Genomic DNA, 15,662 nt, shown 5'->3' on the forward strand with positions numbered 1-15,662 from the left:
AAGATCTTAGGTTCAGTCCACGCGGTATCCGAAGCCGCGCACCGTGGTGACGAAATCAGAGCCGAGCTTCTTGCGCAGGTAACCGACATAGACGTCGACGACGTTCGAGCCGGGGTCGAAGTCGAATCCCCACACGTGGGAGAGCAGCTGTTCGCGGGAGAGGACGTTACCTCTGTTGCGCAGCAGGATCTCGGCCAGGGACAGTTCCCGAGCCGAGAGGTCGACGAGACGGTCTCTGACCCACACCTGCCTTTTGAGCAGATCGATGCGCACCTCATCGCGGATGAGCTCCGTGACCTCCTGCTCCTGCGGGCTCTCCTTGAGCCGCAGACGGACGCGAGCCAGCAGCTCCGCGAATCGGAAGGGCTTGATCATATAGTCGACCGCCCCGGACTCGAGAGCGTAGATCGTGTCGTCCGGGTTGTCCCGGGCGGTGAGCACGAGCACCGGCAGTTCGGGTCGCCGTTCACGCAGCTGCCCGAGCACGGTGAAACCGTCGAGGACGGGCAGACCGATGTCGAGGATGACGAGCGCGAAGTCGCCCGTCATTGCCAGGTCTCGCCCGGTGAGGCCGTCGGCGGCGGTCTGCGGACTGAACCCGGCGGCGGTCAGGCCCTTCGAGATGAAGGCGGAGATCCGCGCCTCGTCCTCGATCACGAGAATGCTCTTCACTTCTGTCCTTTCGGCAGGATCATGCGGAACTGTGCACCGATGGCGGTCCGGTCGAGCACGACCGTGCCTCCGTGCGCCTCGGCGATGGCGGAGATGATCGACAGGCCCAACCCGAACCCGGCTCCGTCGGTCGACCCACGGCAGAAACGGTCGAAGATATCCTCGGCGATCTCGTCGGGCACCCCCTTGCCTTCGTCGCGAACCCAGACGTGCACGGAATCGGAGTCGTCCCGGGCACCGAAGACGATCTTCTGACCGTGCTCGGTGTGTTCGACGGCATTGGACGCCAGCTGCAGAAGCGCCTGCGTCAGGCGTTGTCGATCCCCGCGGAAACTCAGCGATTCGGGTACGTCGAGGCCCCATTCCCGGTCTCCCAGTCCTTTGGCCTTCGCCAGGGAATCGGACACGACCCCGCTGAGGTCCACCTCGGCGAAACGCACGAAATCAGGGCGGCGGGCACGAGCCAGCAGGAGCAGCTCCTCGACGAGGCGACCCATCCGATCCGTCTCATCGAGCAGCATCGCCCGGGTCTCCTCGACATCGCCGACGTCCTCTGCGTTCATCGTCTCGAGGTGACCGCCGAGAATGGTCAGTGGCGTGCGCAGCTCGTGCCCGACGTCGTCGAGGAAGCGCCGCTGAGCTTCGAAAGCCGCCTCGAGGCGATCGAGCATCTCGTTGAAGGTGTGCCCGAGTTCGGCAATGTCGTCATGGCCCTTCGTCTCCAGACGACTGCTGAGATCACCGCCGGAGATCGACTGCGCGGTCTGCCTCAGCTCGGTCACCGGTGACAGCAGCCGGCGCGCCAGAAGTGAGGAGAGTCCGGCGATGAGCAGAGTGGCGGCGAGCGCGACGACGACATAGATCTGCATGATCTGCACGAGGTCGGCATGGCTGGCCGAGACGTTGTGGACGACGACGAAGGCTCCCGCCCCGTTCGTCGCGGCCGCTCCGCCCGCCACCTCGCCGACGCCCTTCGTCCGGGACGTCGAATCGGTGGGCGCGGTCTGGGTGTCCGTGGCCGTGCCCGCTCCCGCCTCGGTGCCGGCGATGGGCAGGACGAAGCCTTCGTATTCGACGTCACCGACGGTCAGGCGGATCTCCCCGCCTTTCTCGGCCGCCCCGGCTACGGCCTTCTCGAAGTCGCTCGAACTGCCGAGGAGGTCCTTCGGCTCACCCTGATAGAGCACGCGGCCGTCGGTGAGGAACGCGAACAGCACCTCGTCCTCGTCCGGCCTGTTCTGGGCGAGGAAATTGCTGAGGATCTCATCGACGGAGGCGAATGGTCTGCCGGTCTGCGGATCGATCCCGTTCTCGGAGAACGTCCGCATCTCGTCGACCTCTTGGGACATCGAGGCGGTGGTCCGGCTGGAGACGTTGTTCGACTCCACGGTGTAGAGGATGAGGCCGACGATGGAGAGGGTGAGCACGGACAGTGCGGCAACGGTGATGGTCAACCGGTTCTGAACGGTCAGCCCGACGCGCCGTTCAGTCGTCATCGTCGTCCCCGTCATCGTCGCCGTCGTCCCGGTCATCATCGTCCCGGTCATCGTCGTCGCCGTCGTCGTCCCCGCCATCATCGTCGTCGGGGACTTCACGAGGCGGGTTGGGCACCGGTTCGTAGGAGTGCTCGATCTCATCAGGTTCTCGCGAATCCTCGCCTCCGGAGTCCGCAGCATCTGAGTCCTCGGCAGCGGAGGCGCCGGTGTCGGAGGCACCAGTCGAGTCTTCGTCGGCAGAGCTGTCAGCGTCTGCATCCGACGTCTTGGAGGTCTCCGTCGGTTCAGGGGTGACTTCCACCGGGCTGAGATCCGGCGGGTCCGCTTGAGTGGTGTTGCGCACGATGAGCACGGTCAGCAGTGCGAGCATGACAACGAGACCGGCCACAATCCAGCCGATGATCTTCGATCGTCCACCCATACCGTCCACATTGCCCAAGGCCTGCCGCAAAGTCGAGCCGGAGGCGATGAGAGTCTTCTTAGGTGGAGTGTTCGGGCGCCTGTGATACCGTAAGCGCCGACCGCCACGACGACCCGCAGGAGCCCACCGATGAGCGACGATCGCGCGGACCGCGACCAGGCTGAGCCCGTATCCGCAGACCCCTCATCGCCGATGCCCGAGTCCACCGAGCCCGACGATGGTTCCGCGCAGGCAGACGGTTCCGCAACCACTGAGCCGGATGTCAGCTCCGAAGCCGAGTCCAAGGAGAATCCGTGGGCGGCGATCAAACCCTGGCAGGGCAAGGCCCAAGGCCTCGACAAGCTGCTGCTGTTCATCATCATCGGCGTCCCACTCATCTACCTCGGCCTCATGCCGCTGCGACCGTGGATGCTCGTCAATGCCCCGGTCGTCCAGGAATTCATCAACGGCGCGAAGACCTCGATCGTCGCTGCCGCCGCCTATGCCCGCGTCGGTGAGATCCCGCTGTGGCTGGTCATCGTCGCCGGTTTCGTCGGCATGGCCAAACTCGACTGGGCGTTCTGGCTGGCCGGGCGCCGGTGGGGCGACGGTGTGCTGCGGCTCTTCGCACAGAACGAACGCCAGCTCAAACGCATCAACCAGCTGAAGAAGATCCCGAACTGGGCGCTGTTCCTCATGACGCTGATCTCGCGCTGCCCGGGAATCCCGGGCACCCTCGTCTACCTCGTCGCCGGGTGGACGCGGATGCGCCTGTCGCTGTTCCTCGTCGCCGACCTCCTCGGCTGCCTCATCTTCACGCTCATCTGGACATTCCTGGGCTACCAGCTCGGAGAAGCCGCGGTCGACATCCTCAAGGTCATCGACAAGTACGCCCTGTGGCTGACCCTGGCCCTGATCGTCGGCATCTTCGCCATCAGCTTCTTCAAGGAATACCGCAAGCAGAAGAAGGCCGAAGCCGCAGGCGGCACCTCCGAGAACTGACCATTCCCGCCGAACCGGGAGCCGCTTCGGATCCTGGTCAGGTGTCTCGGATCAGGAGCCGAAGGACAGGAAGGTCTCACGCATGCGCTGCGGGTCGGCCTTCTGTCCGCTGAAGAGTTCGAACGCGTCGATGGCCTGATTGACCGCCATCCCCGATCCGTCGAGCGTGCGGCAGCCCTTCGCTCTGGCTTCGGCAAGCAGCTGCGTCTCGAGTGGGAAGTACACGACGTCGGCCACCCAGGTATCCGACCCGAACACGGAAGTGTCGACCGGAGTTCCCGGGTACGCCTTCATCCCCACCGGGGTGGCGTTGACGATCCCCTGCGCCGAGGCGGCCGCCCCTTCCAGCTCATCGAGCCCGATCGCTCGCGCCCGAGTTCCGACCGATGACGTTTCTACGATGTCCGTGGCCAGTCCTTCGGCACGCTGCACATCGGTGTCGGCGATGATGAGGTCGCCGATTCCGAGTTGCGCAAGTGCGAACCCGACCGCACGGCCGGCTCCGCCCGCACCGATCTGCACGACCGCCTCGGTGGCGGCACCGTCCAGTCCGGCACGGAATCCGGCAGCGAAACCGGTGACATCGGTGTTGTATCCCGTCGTCCGTCCGGCGCTGTCGATGACGACGGTGTTGACCGAATTGATGCGCGCGGCCACGGGATCGACCTCATCGAGGAGGCCGATGACCTGCTGCTTGAACGGATGAGTGATGTTGAGCCCGTCGAAACCGAGGCGGATCGCCGCGGTGAGCAGCTCCGTCAGTGTCGCCTCGGCGAGGTGGGGGCTGCTGATGTCGATGGTGCGGTAGATCGTGGGGATGGAATGTGCGGCACCTTCGTTCTCGTGCATCCGCGGGGTGCGGGAGGCGGAGATGCCATCGCCGATGAGGCCGAGGAGGAGGGATGAGGTCATAGTCTCGCTTTCGCGTTCGTGAGGTGGTCGATGAGGATCTCGACCGCGTGGACGTAGCCCTTCGCACCGGCTCCGGCGATGACGGCCGCGGCGACGGGTAAGAGGTAGGAGTGGTGGCGCACGGCTTCCCGCGCATGCGGGTTGCTCAGATGCACCTCGATGATCGGGTGGTCATAGGATTTCAGCGCATCGTGCAGGGCCAGGGAGGTGTGCGTGTACGCTCCGGCGTTGATGATCGCACCGACCGTGGAGCGCCGGGCCGCATGGACGGCATCGATGAGCCCACCCTCATGGTTGCTCTGGATGCAGCGAACGCTCAGCCCCGCCTCGGCGGCGGTGTCGGCACACATGGCCTCGATATCGGCCAGCGTGGTGCGGCCGTAGATCTCCGGTTCGCGCTCCCCGAGGAGGTTGAGATTGGGTCCGTTGAGGACGAGGATTTCGGGCATGGTCACCTCGGGAATCGGGCGGCGATCAATGCCGCGGTTTCGTTCAGTCGGGGGACGAATTCGATGAGCTCGTCGAGGCTGCGGCGGAAGACCGGAGCGGCGAGCGCGAGCGAGGCCAGCAAGGTGCCGTCGAGGTCGAAGACGGGCACGGCCAGGGCATTCATGCCGATGTCGTTCTCTTCGGACTGTCCCGCCCAGCCGTCGGCGCGTATCTGTTCGAGACGTGTGCGCATCTTCGCCGTATCGGTGATCGAGTTCGGGGTGCGAGCGACGAGGTCGAGCGCGTCGACGGTGGCGTCGGCCTGTGGATCATGGGCGAGCAGAGCCTGACCGATCGCCGAGGTATGCAGCGGAGATTCGTCGCCGGGGTCGGTGGTCGTGCGGAACTGCGGGCCGTCGACGGTGAGCACAGTCAGTGCGGCATTGCCGCGACGGACGGCGAGGATACTCGATTCGCCGGTGGACTTCGTCAGTTCCTGCAGCAGATCCTTCGTCGCTCCGGACAGCCCCTGCCGGTGCGCGACCTTCTGCGCGAGGCGGAAGACCTCCATCCCGAGGGTGTAGATCTTCGTGCGCGCATCAAAGCTGGCATACCCGGATTCGACGAGCCCGCCGAGGAGGCGGTAGGCGGTCGAGAAGGGATAGCCGGTCGTCTCGGCGGCCTGGGCGGCGCTGATCCCCTCGGGTGATTCGCCGAGGAGTTCGAGCATCTCGAAGGTCTTCGTCACCGAGTTCGAGCCCTTGGGCGGCATGCTTCGCCTCCTTGCGTTGCTGTGGCAGTTCGGTGGTGCTGGGGCAGTATGTGCAGGTGGTTCGTGAGTCCGGAAAGCAGAATTCCCTCGTTCCACGTTGACAGGCTATGTCATCTCAATCACACTGTAAACCACAATGTAACAATTATTGCCACACTATGGCAATGCAGTATCGGTCCGATGAACGCTCGACAGCGCCGAGGCCGTCGATAAGTCCTGAGAGTGAGAAATGCGAGGAAGCATGAGCAACGCGATCGAGGAAGCTCGCCCCACGAAGAAGACACCGCTGCGCGCGGCCTTGTCGAGTTGGACGGGTTCGGCCCTGGAGTACTACGACTTCGCGGTCTACGGGACCGCGGCGGCGCTGGTGCTCAACACTCTGTTCTTCCCCGAGACCACCGCACCGGGAATCGCCATTCTGCTGGCGATGGGGACGGTCGGGGTCGCCTATGTCGTGCGTCCGCTGGGTGCGCTCATCATGGGACCGCTCGGTGACCGCTTCGGTCGCAAGTTCGTCCTCATGCTCACTCTGTTCATGATGGGCGTGTCGACCTTCGTCGTCGGCTGCCTGCCGACCTATGACCAGGTCGGAATGCTCGCTCCGATCCTGCTCGTGCTCTGCCGCATCATCCAGGGCCTGTCGGCTTCGGGTGAACAGGCGAGCGCAATCTCAGTCTCCCTCGAACATTCGGACGAGGCGAAGCGGTCGTGGACAACGAGCTGGACCTTGCACGGCACTCAGGCCGGCACCCTGCTGGCTACAGCCGTGTTCATTCCCTTCACTGCCTTCCTCCCTGACGAAGCACTCTTCAGTTGGGGCTGGCGTGTACCGTTCTGGCTGTCGGCACTGGTCGTGCTCACCGCCTGGCTCATCCGTCGCGGGCTCGAGGAGCCGCCGGCATTCAAGGAGTCGCGGGTTGAGAACCCACCGCTCATGCAGGTCTTCCGGTGGCACAAGGCTGCGGTCGTCCGCGTGGCCGTGTGCGCCATGGTCAACACCGTGAATATGGTCTTCACCGTCTGGTCGCTGTCGTTCGCCACGTCGATCGTCGGCCTCGAGCGTTCGACCATGCTGCTCGTCTCGGTCATCGCCAACGGTGTCGCCCTCTTCGCGATCCCGGCGGCCGCACTGCTCTCCGACCGATTCGGCCGGAAACCGATCTTCATCACCGGCGCCGTCGGATCGGGTCTGATGATGTTCCCGTACCTGGGTGCGGTCTCGGCCGGGAACTGGCCGCTCATCTTCGTCTTCGGCGCCATCATGTCCGGCTGCGCGTACTCGCTGGCCAACTCCATCTGGCCCTCGTTCTACGCCGAGATGTTCCCGACGACGGCACGAGTGACAGGTCTGGCACTGGGCACACAGGTCGGATTCGCGGTCTCCGGCGGTCTGGCTCCGGTCCTCGCTTCCGCTGTCGCCGGCGCCGGAGGAGAGAATTGGGTCTCGGTCGCCGCGTTCACCGCGGGCGTCTGCGTCGTCGTCGGCCTGGTCGCGATGACGGCGAAGGAGACGAAGGGACTGAGCCTGGAAGAGATCGATGTCGTCCACGAGGAAAGGTCACGATGAAAACCTCGATTGCCACGGTGTGCCTGTCGGGCACGCTCGAGGAGAAGCTGCAGGCTGCCGCAACGGCAGGGTTCGACGGGGTCGAGATCTTCGAACAGGATCTCATCGTCTCGCCCAACTCGCCCGAGAAGATTGCCGAACTGGCCGCAGAGCTCGGACTGAGTCTTGACCTCTATCAGCCCTTCCGCGATTTCGAAGGCGTCGATGACGAGCAGTTCGCCGCCAATCTGACCCGGGCCGAGGCGAAGTTCCAGCTGATGAGTCGAATGGGTATGACCACGATCTTGCTGTGCTCGAACGTCGCCACCGCAACCATCGACAACGATGAGGTCGTCGTCGATCAGCTGCGCCGCCTCGGCGATCTGGCAGAGAGATACGGCATCAATGTCGCCTACGAGGCGCTGGCCTGGGGTCGATTCGTCTCCGAATACGATCGCGCCTGGGACCTCGTCAAGGCCGCCGACCATCCGCGCATCGGCACCTGCCTCGACAGCTTCCACATCCTCTCCCGCGGTACGGACCTGTCACGCATCGCCGAGATCCCGGGCGAGAAGATCTTCTTCCTCCAGCTCGCCGACGCTCCGGCCCTGTCGATGGACGTGCTCAGCTGGTCCCGTCACCACCGAGTCTTCCCCGGCGAAGGCTCGTGGGACCTCACCGACTTCCTCGCTCGCGTCGCCGGGACCGGTTATGCTGGACCGGTGTCGCTCGAAGTCTTCAACGACTCCTTCCGACAGGCCGACACCCAGCGCACCGCCGTCGACGGACTGCGTTCCCTGCGGTGGCTCGAGGCGGCGACCGCGGATCAGGTGTCTGAGGACAATGACCCGGGTTCGGCCAGCGGCACTCCTGCAGCCGCCGGTGCGGGACGAGTGCGTCTCGACCTGCAGCGACTGCCCGAGGTCGCCGAACCTCGCGGCGTCGACTACGTCGAGCTCGGCACCGACGACCTCGGGGCACTGACCCGGCAAATCCACCAGCTCGGATTCCGCTTCGTCGGATTCCACCGCACGAAGCCGCACGTCCAGCTGTGGCGTCGCGGACAGGCACGCATCGTCGTCACCGAATCCGCTGGTGTCGACCCCGTGGAATCCGAGCCCTCTGGCGCACCCACCGGATCGGGAACCCATCTGCACGGCATCGGCTTCGCCGTGGCCGATGCCGACGCCGCGATCAATCGGGCGATTCTGCTCCAGGCGACCGAGGTCCCCCGCGACCAGGCCCATGACGAGGAGATCCTGCGCGGCGTCTTCGCTCCCGACGGGTCCGAGGTATTCTTCGGCAACGGAACCGGCATCGACCCCACGTGGACCGAGGAGTTCGGCAACGTCCCCGACGATCGCCGCTCGGCCATCGACCACGTCAACCTCGCACAGCCGGCCCACCACTATGACGAAGCGGTGCTCTTCTACACCTCTCTTCTCGCGCTCCATGCTCAGGTCTCGAACGATGTGCCCAGCCCCTCAGGTCTCGTCCGGTCGCAGGTGATGGCAAGCTCCGACGGGGCGATCCGCATGCCGCTCAACCTCGCGCCGCGTTCTGCCGAAACTTCGACGACCGGCGGCTACCCCGAGCACGTCGCTCTCGCCTGCGATGACATCTTCACGGCCGCAGAGACCGCGGTCTCACGAGGGTTGGACTTCCTGCCTGTTCCCGAGAACTACTACGAGGATCTCGAGGCTCGTTTCGATCTCGCCCCCGATCTGCTCGAACGGCTGCGGGCGAACAACATCCTCTACGACCGCGACGGCAGCGGCGAGTTCCTCCATTTCTACACCTCGACGATCGGATCGGTGTTCTTCGAGATGGTCGAACGCCGCAATGACTACCAGGGATACGGCGCCCCGAACGCGCCGGTGCGGCTGGCCGCACAGCACCGGCGCAACGCGGGTCGCTGAGCCGAGCGCACTGCTCGACACGGTTCAGAAGGGCCTGCCCGCCACCGGTTCCGGGCTGAACTCCCAGACCGAACTGGACGTCTCAGGACCCTCGATCGGACCGTCAGCCGGCAGAAGGTCCTCGTCCTTGAGCAGTGAGAGGATACGGCCGTGCGAAGCCTGCCAGACGATCCTTCGGACGGCTGACACCTCGGTGTCGAGCACGCGGGCGACTGCGTGGATCTCATCGTGCACGTAGTCGACGGTGAGATCGGCTTCGGAGTCGGCCACCGCGGCGAGGTATCCGACCACCTTGTCGTCGACCTCGAACTGAGGGCACCCGGCGAGCATCAGCAGGTGGAGCCACGTGATGCCCGAGCTCTGGCTGGGCAGAGCTCGCCAGGCCTTCGAGACGTCGTTGTAGAACGCATCGTTGCCGACTCCCTCGCCGACCGCTTCAAGCAGATCACCGACATCATCGATCCCATAGTCGGCCATGACTCGGGTGGCGTCGTCGACGACCTCGGCCTTGAGCACCGCCCCCGGGCGGGTGCTGGCCGGTTTGAGGTTGCACGCCTCGAACTCAGCCCACGGACGTGCCCCACCTGCGGCGGCGATCGAGTAGCGCAGCGACTTCGCTCCATGGGCTTCTCCGTGCTGGGCGATGTACCGGGCGACGACTTTATCCACCGCCGTCGGGTGGGAGCCCGTCGAATAGATTGCGTCGAGGATGCACAGCGCGAGGCTCGCCGGGTAGCTCGGTGTCATCGTCTGGCCGAAGTCGCCGAGGAACTCTCCGCACCTCTGCGCCAAACGAGCGACGCTGTTGGTCGTGATCATCATTGTTCTGACCTTCCGTCGTGCGCCGCACCCTGCGACGCGTCACCTCCGACTCCGATGTCGGATGCGTGGACAGAACATTAGACCGCGGCACTGACATGACTTGCTCGGGAATGAATAGAACACCATTGGTCCGCAGTTTCACCTGCTTCTACACACTTCACCGGGCTGAGATGTGCGCAGCGATCCCAATTCGCCGCCGGCGGCGAATCAGGCCAAGAGGCCGGTCGCCCGTCCTTGGCAGCCATCATGGCCTCTGGCAAAGTGGAGCCATGAGCACAGAAGAGATCATCATCGACGGCCCCCTGGCACGCGCAACGCGGATCCTCTGCCAGGTCTCGGCCAAGCACGTGGCAGACAAAGCTGAGATCGACAAGTCCGAACTCAAGGACTACGAAAAGGGGACAGCGGACCTGACCGCCGAGCAGGAGCGTCGACTCATCCTCGCCCTCGAACAGTACGGTGCGCGGTTCATTCCCGACGGCAAGGAAGGCGGCTACGGCATCCGCCTGAAGTTCAGCCGCGCAAAGGTCCGCGCCATCGAACGCTGGGAAGACGAAGGCGGCACCCCCGGCGCCGACGACGTCTGAGCGCCGCGCGCAGACGCAGGGCCTCCTCGGTGAGGCGAAGCCCTGCCAGGGAGTCCCTTGTGACTTCCGGGAATTCCGTTGCGACGACTGTGGCCTCGAATCCGCGCGGAGCGGATTCGAGGCCACAGGTGCATCCGTCGGCGCCGAGCAACCACCTCGGCGACGTTCGAAGTCACCGGCGGATATCGCCGATGAAGATCAGGCGAGTATCAGCGGAGAACGTCAGTTCTTGCCGATGAACTCGAGATTGTCGACGACACGATTGGAGAAGCCCCACTCGTTGTCATACCAGGCAACGACCTTGACGTGGTTGCCGACGACGCGGGTGAGCGCGGAGTCGAAGATCGACGAAGCGGGCTGACCGACGATATCGGAGGAGACGACGGGCTCGGTCTCATAGTCGAGGATGCCCTTGAGCTCGCCCTCGGCGGCCCTCTTGTAGGCGTCGAGCACCTCGTCGCGGGTGACCTCACGGGAGACGGTCGTGTTGATCTCGACGATCGATCCGACCGGGACCGGCACGCGGATGGCATCGCCGGACAGCTTGCCGTCGAGCTGCGGGAGGACGAGGCCGATTGCCTTGGCCGCACCCGTCGAGGTGGGGATCATGTTCTCGGCGGCGGCGCGGGCACGGCGGGGATCCTTGTGCGGGCCGTCCTGGACCATCTGGTCACCCGTGTAGGCGTGGACGGTGGTCATGAAGCCCTGCTCGATTCCGGCGAGGTCGTCGAGTACCTTGGCCAGCGGGGCCAGGGCGTTCGTCGTGCAGGAGGCGTTGGAGATGACGGTGTGCTCGGGCTTGTACGCCTCGTTGTTCACTCCGTAGGCGAGGGTGACGTCGGCACCCTTCGAGGGAGCGGAGACGAGGACCTTCTTCGCGCCGGCGGTGATGTGGGCGCTGGCCTTTTCGGCCTTGGTGAAGCGGCCGGTCGATTCGAGCGCGATGTCGATGTCGAGCTCACCCCAGGGCAGTTTGGCCGGATCCTTCTCGGCGAAGACCTTGATGGCCTTGCCGTCGATGACGATCTCATCATCCGTGGCCTCGACGTCATGGTTGAAGCGCCCGAGGGTGGTGTCGAACTTCAGCAGCCGAGCGAGATCGTCCACGGGGCCCAGGTCGTTGATGGCCACGACCTCGAGCTCGCTGCCGCGCTCGATCAGCGCGCGCAGGGTGCTGCGTCCGATGCGACCGAAACCATTGATGGCGATGCGAGTCAATGTCACTCCTTGTAGATGTTGAACACGGGATTCGTCTTGATATCTCCATCATGGGCGATTTCCACAAACGTCAACAGTGGCCAGCCAGACAATCTACGCAAGGTTCTCGCCAGTCGTATTGCCAAAGGTCGAAAGTTTCTGGCCACAGTTGTCTTCGTGTGATCCGGGCCCCTGAAATGTGCCGAAAAATGCCCCAGCTCGGCCCGGAAGTGTCAGATTCTCACCCTGACAAGCGCCCGCTTTCAGCCCTGGAAGGAGTGACGGTAGTCGTTCGGGGAGGTCGAGAGGATGCGCTGAAAGTGCATCCGCAGATTCGCACCCGTTCCGAGTCCCACCTGGTCAGCGATCTGCTCGATGCCCAGGTCGGAGTTCTCCAAGAGCTCCCGGGCGACATCGACTCGGGCTCTGAGAACCCACTGCATGGGAGTGTACCCGGTGTCTTCGACGAAGCGGCGGGAGAAGGTGCGCACGGAGACTCCGGCGTTGGCGGCGAGATCGCGCAGCGTGATCTTCTCGCCGATGTGCTGCAACGCCCATTCGCGGGTGTCGGCGAAGTCGTCGCCGAGCGGGTCAGGCACGCTGCGCGGCACATACTGCGCCTGCCCAGCGCTGCGATAGGCGGCGGCAACGAGCCGCCGGGCGACCTGGTTGGACAGTCCGACGCCGTGATCGCTGCGGATGAGATGGAGGCACAGATCGATCGCCGAGGCGGCTCCGGCGGAGGTCAGCAGCTGTCCTTCGTCGATGAAGAGGACGTTTTCGTCGACCTTGATCGAGGGGAACCGTCGGGCGAGCTCCTTCGCCGTCGACCAGTGCGTGGTGGCGCGTCGCCCGACGAGCAGTCCTGTGCGCGCAAGGACGAAGGTGCCGGTGGAGATGGCAGCGATCCGCGCGCCGCGCTCGAATGCCGAGAGGAGCGCCCCGACGACCGAGGCCGGTGGTTCTTCTGCCACCGCCGAGGTGGCACCCGGCAGGATGATCGTGTCCGCGGTCTCCAGGGCGTGAAGTCCCTGGTCGACGGAATAGTCGAGCCCGTCCGAACCGGTCACCTTTCCTGCAGCGATGCCGCAGACCTCAACCTCGTAGGGCCAGACCCCTGCAGGGACGGTCGTCGCCCGTCCGCCGGGCACGGCGGAAGCCGCCTCACCGCTCGGATTCGGCTGGGAGCGTGGGGCCGTCTCGGTGCGGGTGCGGTCTGTGGCTGCGTTCGACTCCCGCCCGAAGATCTGGACGGGGACGCCGAGATCCATGGCAGACACCCCGTCCAGTGCCAGCACGAGGATACGGTGCGGGCGGGAACGGGGTGTTCTGCGCGGAAGGGTGCGGGGCTCGTCACTCATGATCGCCTCTCAGTCTAGGCAATCGGGACTCGCCCCGGGGCGAACTCAGTGCTCGTGGACCCCGGTGAGCTTGAAGCCCAGACGACCGTGGGCATATGCTCCACCGGCACGAAGAGCCGAGGCAGTCCAGGCAGTCTCTGCCAGTTCGGTCTCCGTGGCGCCGGCCTTGACGGCGGCATTCGAATGCGCATCGATGCAGTAGGCACACTGGGTGGTCAAGCCGACGGCGTAGGCGATGAGCTCACGGTACTTCAGCGGGATTTCACGACCTTCGGAAGCGAAGACGGCGTTGTTGAACTCGCCGAAGGCCTTGAGGATGTCGGGAGTGGTTTCCTTGTAGGCCCTGTCGTACTTGCGGTCATTCTCGCGGTCGAAGAAGTCGGTCATGGTCATATCTCCTGTGATCGGTGTCATTCCGATCCTCACGCTACCGAGTCCCCGCATCAATCGCTACGGAATTGTCACCTAAGAGGCGGATCGACACGTACACAGCTGCGCCGGACGGGTTTGCGGTCGGCATGTCTCCTGCGGGTGGATCCGCCTCGACTATCCGCACTGTTTCGAGGTGGATCCGCCCGCAGGAGACACGCGAACCGCTCGGCCTCAGTACAGCGTGCCCTGACCGATGAGAGGGGCAGTCTGCGCTCCCGGCAGAGGCGGTTCCTGAGGTGCGGCTGTGGCGGGCGCGGCCTCAGGATGTGCAACCGCTGCTTCACTCAGCGCAGGCACGGGCGCTGCAGATGCAAGGTCTGCAGCTGCTGGGGCTGCCGGAATCTGGTCTGCGGGAGCCGGCGCTACGGGGGCATCTTCCGCCGCGGCGGGCAAGGTCTGCGCAGGGACCGATTCGACGGATTCCGCAGCCGCCTGCACCGCTTCGGCTGGTGACGCAGCCACCGGAATCGACTCCGCGGCCAGAGCCTCGGCACTCGCCGCCTCGGGGCTGCCGATACTCGGGTCGGCGGGAGCAGCTGCGCTCGGCACTGCAGGCGCGGTGCCCGGTACAGAGTTCCGGGGAGCCGCCTCGGTGGGTGCAGGGCTTGCAGGCGTCTGACCAGCGGTCGGGACCGCCTCGGCGATGGCCTCGAACATTGCCAGGGTGCCGTGCTGGGCCGCGAGGCTCACCGGTTCTGGGTCGCTCGAGAGCTTGATGCCGACGGTCTGAGTGGCGCGGTCGATGTAGAGCATCTGGCCGTGGATGCCGATGCCGATGACGACGTTGCGGTCGGCCGAGGGCATCCAGAACTGGCTGCGGTACATTCCGCCCGGGTAGGAGCGTCCCGACGGGGACGCAGCGAAGACCTTGGCGGAGTCCTCGGCGCCGGTGAAGATGTCTTCGACCCATTCCGCCGAAAGCACGCGTTCACCGTTGTCCGTGGTGCCGCCTCGGGCGATCATCTCGCCGAAGCGGGCGAGGTCGCGCAGGGTGGCACTGATGGCACCGTCGGCGATCGATCCGCCCCACCGGTCCTGGCAGACCTGGGCGGCGTGGGCGGCGCCGATCCGCGACCACACGTATTCGCTGGCGACGATGGAGAACGGCTGGCCGGTGACCGCCTCGGCGATCCAGGCGAGCACATCGGTTTCGCAGCTGCGGTAGACGAAGGCAGAGCCGTGTTCGCGGTCGCTGGTCAGCCCGGTGAGGAAGTTCTTGATCCCCTTCGCCGAGGCGGCCGATCGAGGCGCGAAATCGACGGCTTCGAACAGGGCTCGGATCTCAGAGCCCTCCTCGAGGTATTCCTCGGAGAACTTGATGCCCGAGCGCATATCGAGCAGATCGCGAATGGTGGCTCCCGCGTAGCCGCTCTTGGCCAATGCGGGCACATGCGTGGTGACAAGGTCGGTGGGGCGCAGCAGTCCGGCGTCGGCGAGCGCACCGATAACGGTGGCGACGATGGACTTGCTCACGGAGAAGAGCATGTGCTGGCGGGCGGGCTTCATCGGCCAGGCGTATTCCTCGGCCAGCGCCACTCCGTTGCGTGTGACGAGCCAGGCGTCGGTGTGGGTGTTGGCCAGCACGTCGCCGACGGTGGTCCAGTCCTCGTCGGCGGCCGGCCATTTCTCGCGGTCGATCGTCAAGGACCGGAAGTCGTTGCCTTCGGTGACGTATTCGCGCACCGGCCCGATGCCGCGCGGGATGCCGCCGGTCGGGAAGATCTCCTGCATTCGGGTGAGCGCGAAGGCGAAGAACTCGGGCCATTTCCAGGTGTCGAGGTCGATGCTCTCGAGCACCGCTTCCGATGGGTCGACGATGGCGTCTTCACTGGCAGAGGTGAGTTCCCCGACGTGCGGCAGGGTGATGTCCAACGCCGAGGCGTCGACATCATCGACTCCGGACTGCACGGTTGCAGGGTCCGCGGAAACCGAGGGCTGCTGGGAGTCCGCGTCCGCAGATCGACCGGGAGCCGCCTCGGTGGCGGTGTCTGTGGATGTGCCGATGCCCTTGGTATTGCCGGACAATGCACCGATTCGTCGGTTCGGCGGGGTCACCGGGCGGGGCGGAAACGTCTCGTCTTCGCCTGCCATGTCACCTCCACTGTCTCGACCTGG

Annotated in this window: 15 protein-coding genes; 4 read left to right on the forward strand and 11 right to left on the reverse strand. The window is 65.1% G+C overall.

Annotated elements, in window-relative coordinates; genetic code table 11:
- Positions 1 to 12: 12 nt before the first annotated feature.
- The 3 genes from ACVZTU_RS15520 to ACVZTU_RS15530 are packed head-to-tail and all read right to left on the reverse strand — an operon-like array spanning position 13 to position 2,589.
- Positions 13 to 672: a response regulator transcription factor gene (locus ACVZTU_RS15520; RefSeq protein ID WP_482400777.1), complete on the reverse strand. Its 660-nt coding sequence runs from the start codon at positions 670 to 672 to the stop codon at positions 13 to 15.
- Positions 669 to 2,267: a sensor histidine kinase gene (locus tag ACVZTU_RS15525; protein ID WP_482400778.1), complete on the reverse strand. Its 1,599-nt coding sequence runs from the start codon at positions 2,265 to 2,267 to the stop codon at positions 669 to 671. The genes ACVZTU_RS15520 and ACVZTU_RS15525 overlap by 4 nt, the downstream gene beginning before the upstream one ends.
- Positions 2,158 to 2,589: a hypothetical protein gene (locus ACVZTU_RS15530; protein ID WP_482400779.1), complete on the reverse strand. Its 432-nt coding sequence runs from the start codon at positions 2,587 to 2,589 to the stop codon at positions 2,158 to 2,160. Before ACVZTU_RS15530 ends, ACVZTU_RS15525 begins: the two co-directional genes overlap by 110 nt.
- Positions 2,590 to 2,718: 129 nt before the next feature.
- On the opposite strand from ACVZTU_RS15530, the gene ACVZTU_RS15535 reads away from it, so the two are divergent.
- The gene (locus ACVZTU_RS15535; protein ID WP_482400780.1) at positions 2,719 to 3,570 is read left to right on the forward strand and encodes a DedA family protein; all 852 of its coding nucleotides are present in this window, start codon (positions 2,719 to 2,721) and stop codon (positions 3,568 to 3,570) included.
- 51 nt (positions 3,571 to 3,621) lie between these two features.
- On the opposite strand, the gene ACVZTU_RS15540 is transcribed toward ACVZTU_RS15535, so the two are convergent.
- From ACVZTU_RS15540 to ACVZTU_RS15550, 3 genes are read right to left on the reverse strand one after another with little or no spacing between them, the layout of a single operon-like run.
- Positions 3,622 to 4,482, reverse strand: coding sequence for a shikimate dehydrogenase (locus ACVZTU_RS15540; RefSeq protein ID WP_420096379.1), 861 nt, complete (start codon positions 4,480 to 4,482; stop codon positions 3,622 to 3,624).
- Positions 4,479 to 4,931, reverse strand: coding sequence for a type II 3-dehydroquinate dehydratase (gene aroQ, locus ACVZTU_RS15545; RefSeq protein WP_482400781.1), 453 nt, complete (start codon positions 4,929 to 4,931; stop codon positions 4,479 to 4,481). The genes ACVZTU_RS15540 and aroQ overlap by 4 nt, the downstream gene beginning before the upstream one ends.
- A 2-nt stretch (positions 4,932 to 4,933) precedes the next feature.
- Positions 4,934 to 5,683, reverse strand: coding sequence for an IclR family transcriptional regulator (locus ACVZTU_RS15550; protein WP_139467997.1), 750 nt, complete (start codon positions 5,681 to 5,683; stop codon positions 4,934 to 4,936).
- Between the two features lie 241 nt (positions 5,684 to 5,924).
- On the opposite strand from ACVZTU_RS15550, the gene ACVZTU_RS15555 reads away from it, so the two are divergent.
- Together ACVZTU_RS15555 and ACVZTU_RS15560 are read left to right on the forward strand one after the other, a co-directional pair.
- Positions 5,925 to 7,250, forward strand: coding sequence for an MFS transporter (locus ACVZTU_RS15555; RefSeq protein ID WP_139467996.1), 1,326 nt, complete (start codon positions 5,925 to 5,927; stop codon positions 7,248 to 7,250).
- Complete coding sequence (locus ACVZTU_RS15560; protein WP_482400782.1) at positions 7,247 to 9,148, forward strand: bifunctional sugar phosphate isomerase/epimerase/4-hydroxyphenylpyruvate dioxygenase family protein; 1,902 nt, start codon at positions 7,247 to 7,249, stop codon at positions 9,146 to 9,148. The genes ACVZTU_RS15555 and ACVZTU_RS15560 overlap by 4 nt, the downstream gene beginning before the upstream one ends.
- A 24-nt stretch (positions 9,149 to 9,172) precedes the next feature.
- On the opposite strand, the gene ACVZTU_RS15565 is transcribed toward ACVZTU_RS15560, so the two are convergent.
- Complete coding sequence (locus ACVZTU_RS15565; RefSeq protein ID WP_482400783.1) at positions 9,173 to 9,970, reverse strand: hypothetical protein; 798 nt, start codon at positions 9,968 to 9,970, stop codon at positions 9,173 to 9,175.
- A gap of 269 nt (positions 9,971 to 10,239) precedes the next feature.
- Between ACVZTU_RS15565 and ACVZTU_RS15570 the strand changes: the two genes are divergently transcribed.
- Positions 10,240 to 10,557, forward strand: coding sequence for a transcriptional regulator (locus ACVZTU_RS15570; RefSeq protein WP_092010600.1), 318 nt, complete (start codon positions 10,240 to 10,242; stop codon positions 10,555 to 10,557).
- Positions 10,558 to 10,779: 222 nt separating this feature from the next.
- Here the strand turns inward: ACVZTU_RS15570 and gap are convergent, their stop codons facing one another.
- From gap to ACVZTU_RS15590, 4 genes are all read right to left on the reverse strand, one after another.
- On the reverse strand, positions 10,780 to 11,775 hold the full coding sequence (gene gap / locus ACVZTU_RS15575) for a type I glyceraldehyde-3-phosphate dehydrogenase (RefSeq protein WP_482400784.1): 996 nt from the start codon (positions 11,773 to 11,775) through the stop codon (positions 10,780 to 10,782).
- 242 nt (positions 11,776 to 12,017) lie between these two features.
- Positions 12,018 to 13,115, reverse strand: a complete 1,098-nt coding sequence (locus tag ACVZTU_RS15580) for a GlxA family transcriptional regulator (protein WP_482400785.1) — start codon at positions 13,113 to 13,115, stop codon at positions 12,018 to 12,020.
- A 45-nt stretch (positions 13,116 to 13,160) separates the two neighbouring features.
- Positions 13,161 to 13,529 carry a carboxymuconolactone decarboxylase family protein gene (locus tag ACVZTU_RS15585; RefSeq protein WP_229663963.1) on the reverse strand — a complete coding sequence of 123 codons (369 nt, stop codon included), beginning with the start codon at positions 13,527 to 13,529 and terminating at the stop codon, positions 13,161 to 13,163.
- A 189-nt stretch (positions 13,530 to 13,718) separates the two neighbouring features.
- Positions 13,719 to 15,638 (reverse strand): serine hydrolase domain-containing protein, encoded by a 1,920-nt coding sequence (locus ACVZTU_RS15590; protein ID WP_482400786.1) that lies wholly within the window; start codon positions 15,636 to 15,638, stop codon positions 13,719 to 13,721.
- Positions 15,639 to 15,662 lie beyond the last annotated feature (24 nt).

Source organism: Brevibacterium sp. OS20, assembly GCF_056837565.1.

What these genes read in the sequence shown, in the direction of transcription:
- ACVZTU_RS15555 (WP_139467996.1), top strand. Translation starts at nt 5,925, where the DNA reads ATGAGCAACGCGATCGAGGAAGCTCGCCCCACGAAGAAGACACCGCTG.
- ACVZTU_RS15570 (WP_092010600.1), top strand. Translation starts at nt 10,240, where the DNA reads ATGAGCACAGAAGAGATCATCATCGACGGCCCCCTGGCACGCGCAACG.
- ACVZTU_RS15535 (WP_482400780.1), top strand. Translation starts at nt 2,719, where the DNA reads ATGAGCGACGATCGCGCGGACCGCGACCAGGCTGAGCCCGTATCCGCA.
- ACVZTU_RS15560 (WP_482400782.1), top strand. Translation starts at nt 7,247, where the DNA reads ATGAAAACCTCGATTGCCACGGTGTGCCTGTCGGGCACGCTCGAGGAG.
- ACVZTU_RS15550 (WP_139467997.1), bottom strand. Translation starts at nt 5,683, where the DNA reads ATGCCGCCCAAGGGCTCGAACTCGGTGACGAAGACCTTCGAGATGCTC.
- ACVZTU_RS15585 (WP_229663963.1), bottom strand. Translation starts at nt 13,529, where the DNA reads ATGACACCGATCACAGGAGATATGACCATGACCGACTTCTTCGACCGC.
- ACVZTU_RS15530 (WP_482400779.1), bottom strand. Translation starts at nt 2,589, where the DNA reads ATGGGTGGACGATCGAAGATCATCGGCTGGATTGTGGCCGGTCTCGTT.
- ACVZTU_RS15580 (WP_482400785.1), bottom strand. Translation starts at nt 13,115, where the DNA reads ATGAGTGACGAGCCCCGCACCCTTCCGCGCAGAACACCCCGTTCCCGC.
- ACVZTU_RS15540 (WP_420096379.1), bottom strand. Translation starts at nt 4,482, where the DNA reads ATGACCTCATCCCTCCTCCTCGGCCTCATCGGCGATGGCATCTCCGCC.
- aroQ (WP_482400781.1), bottom strand. Translation starts at nt 4,931, where the DNA reads ATGCCCGAAATCCTCGTCCTCAACGGACCCAATCTCAACCTCCTCGGG.
- ACVZTU_RS15590 (WP_482400786.1), bottom strand. Translation starts at nt 15,638, where the DNA reads ATGGCAGGCGAAGACGAGACGTTTCCGCCCCGCCCGGTGACCCCGCCG.
- ACVZTU_RS15565 (WP_482400783.1), bottom strand. Translation starts at nt 9,970, where the DNA reads ATGATGATCACGACCAACAGCGTCGCTCGTTTGGCGCAGAGGTGCGGA.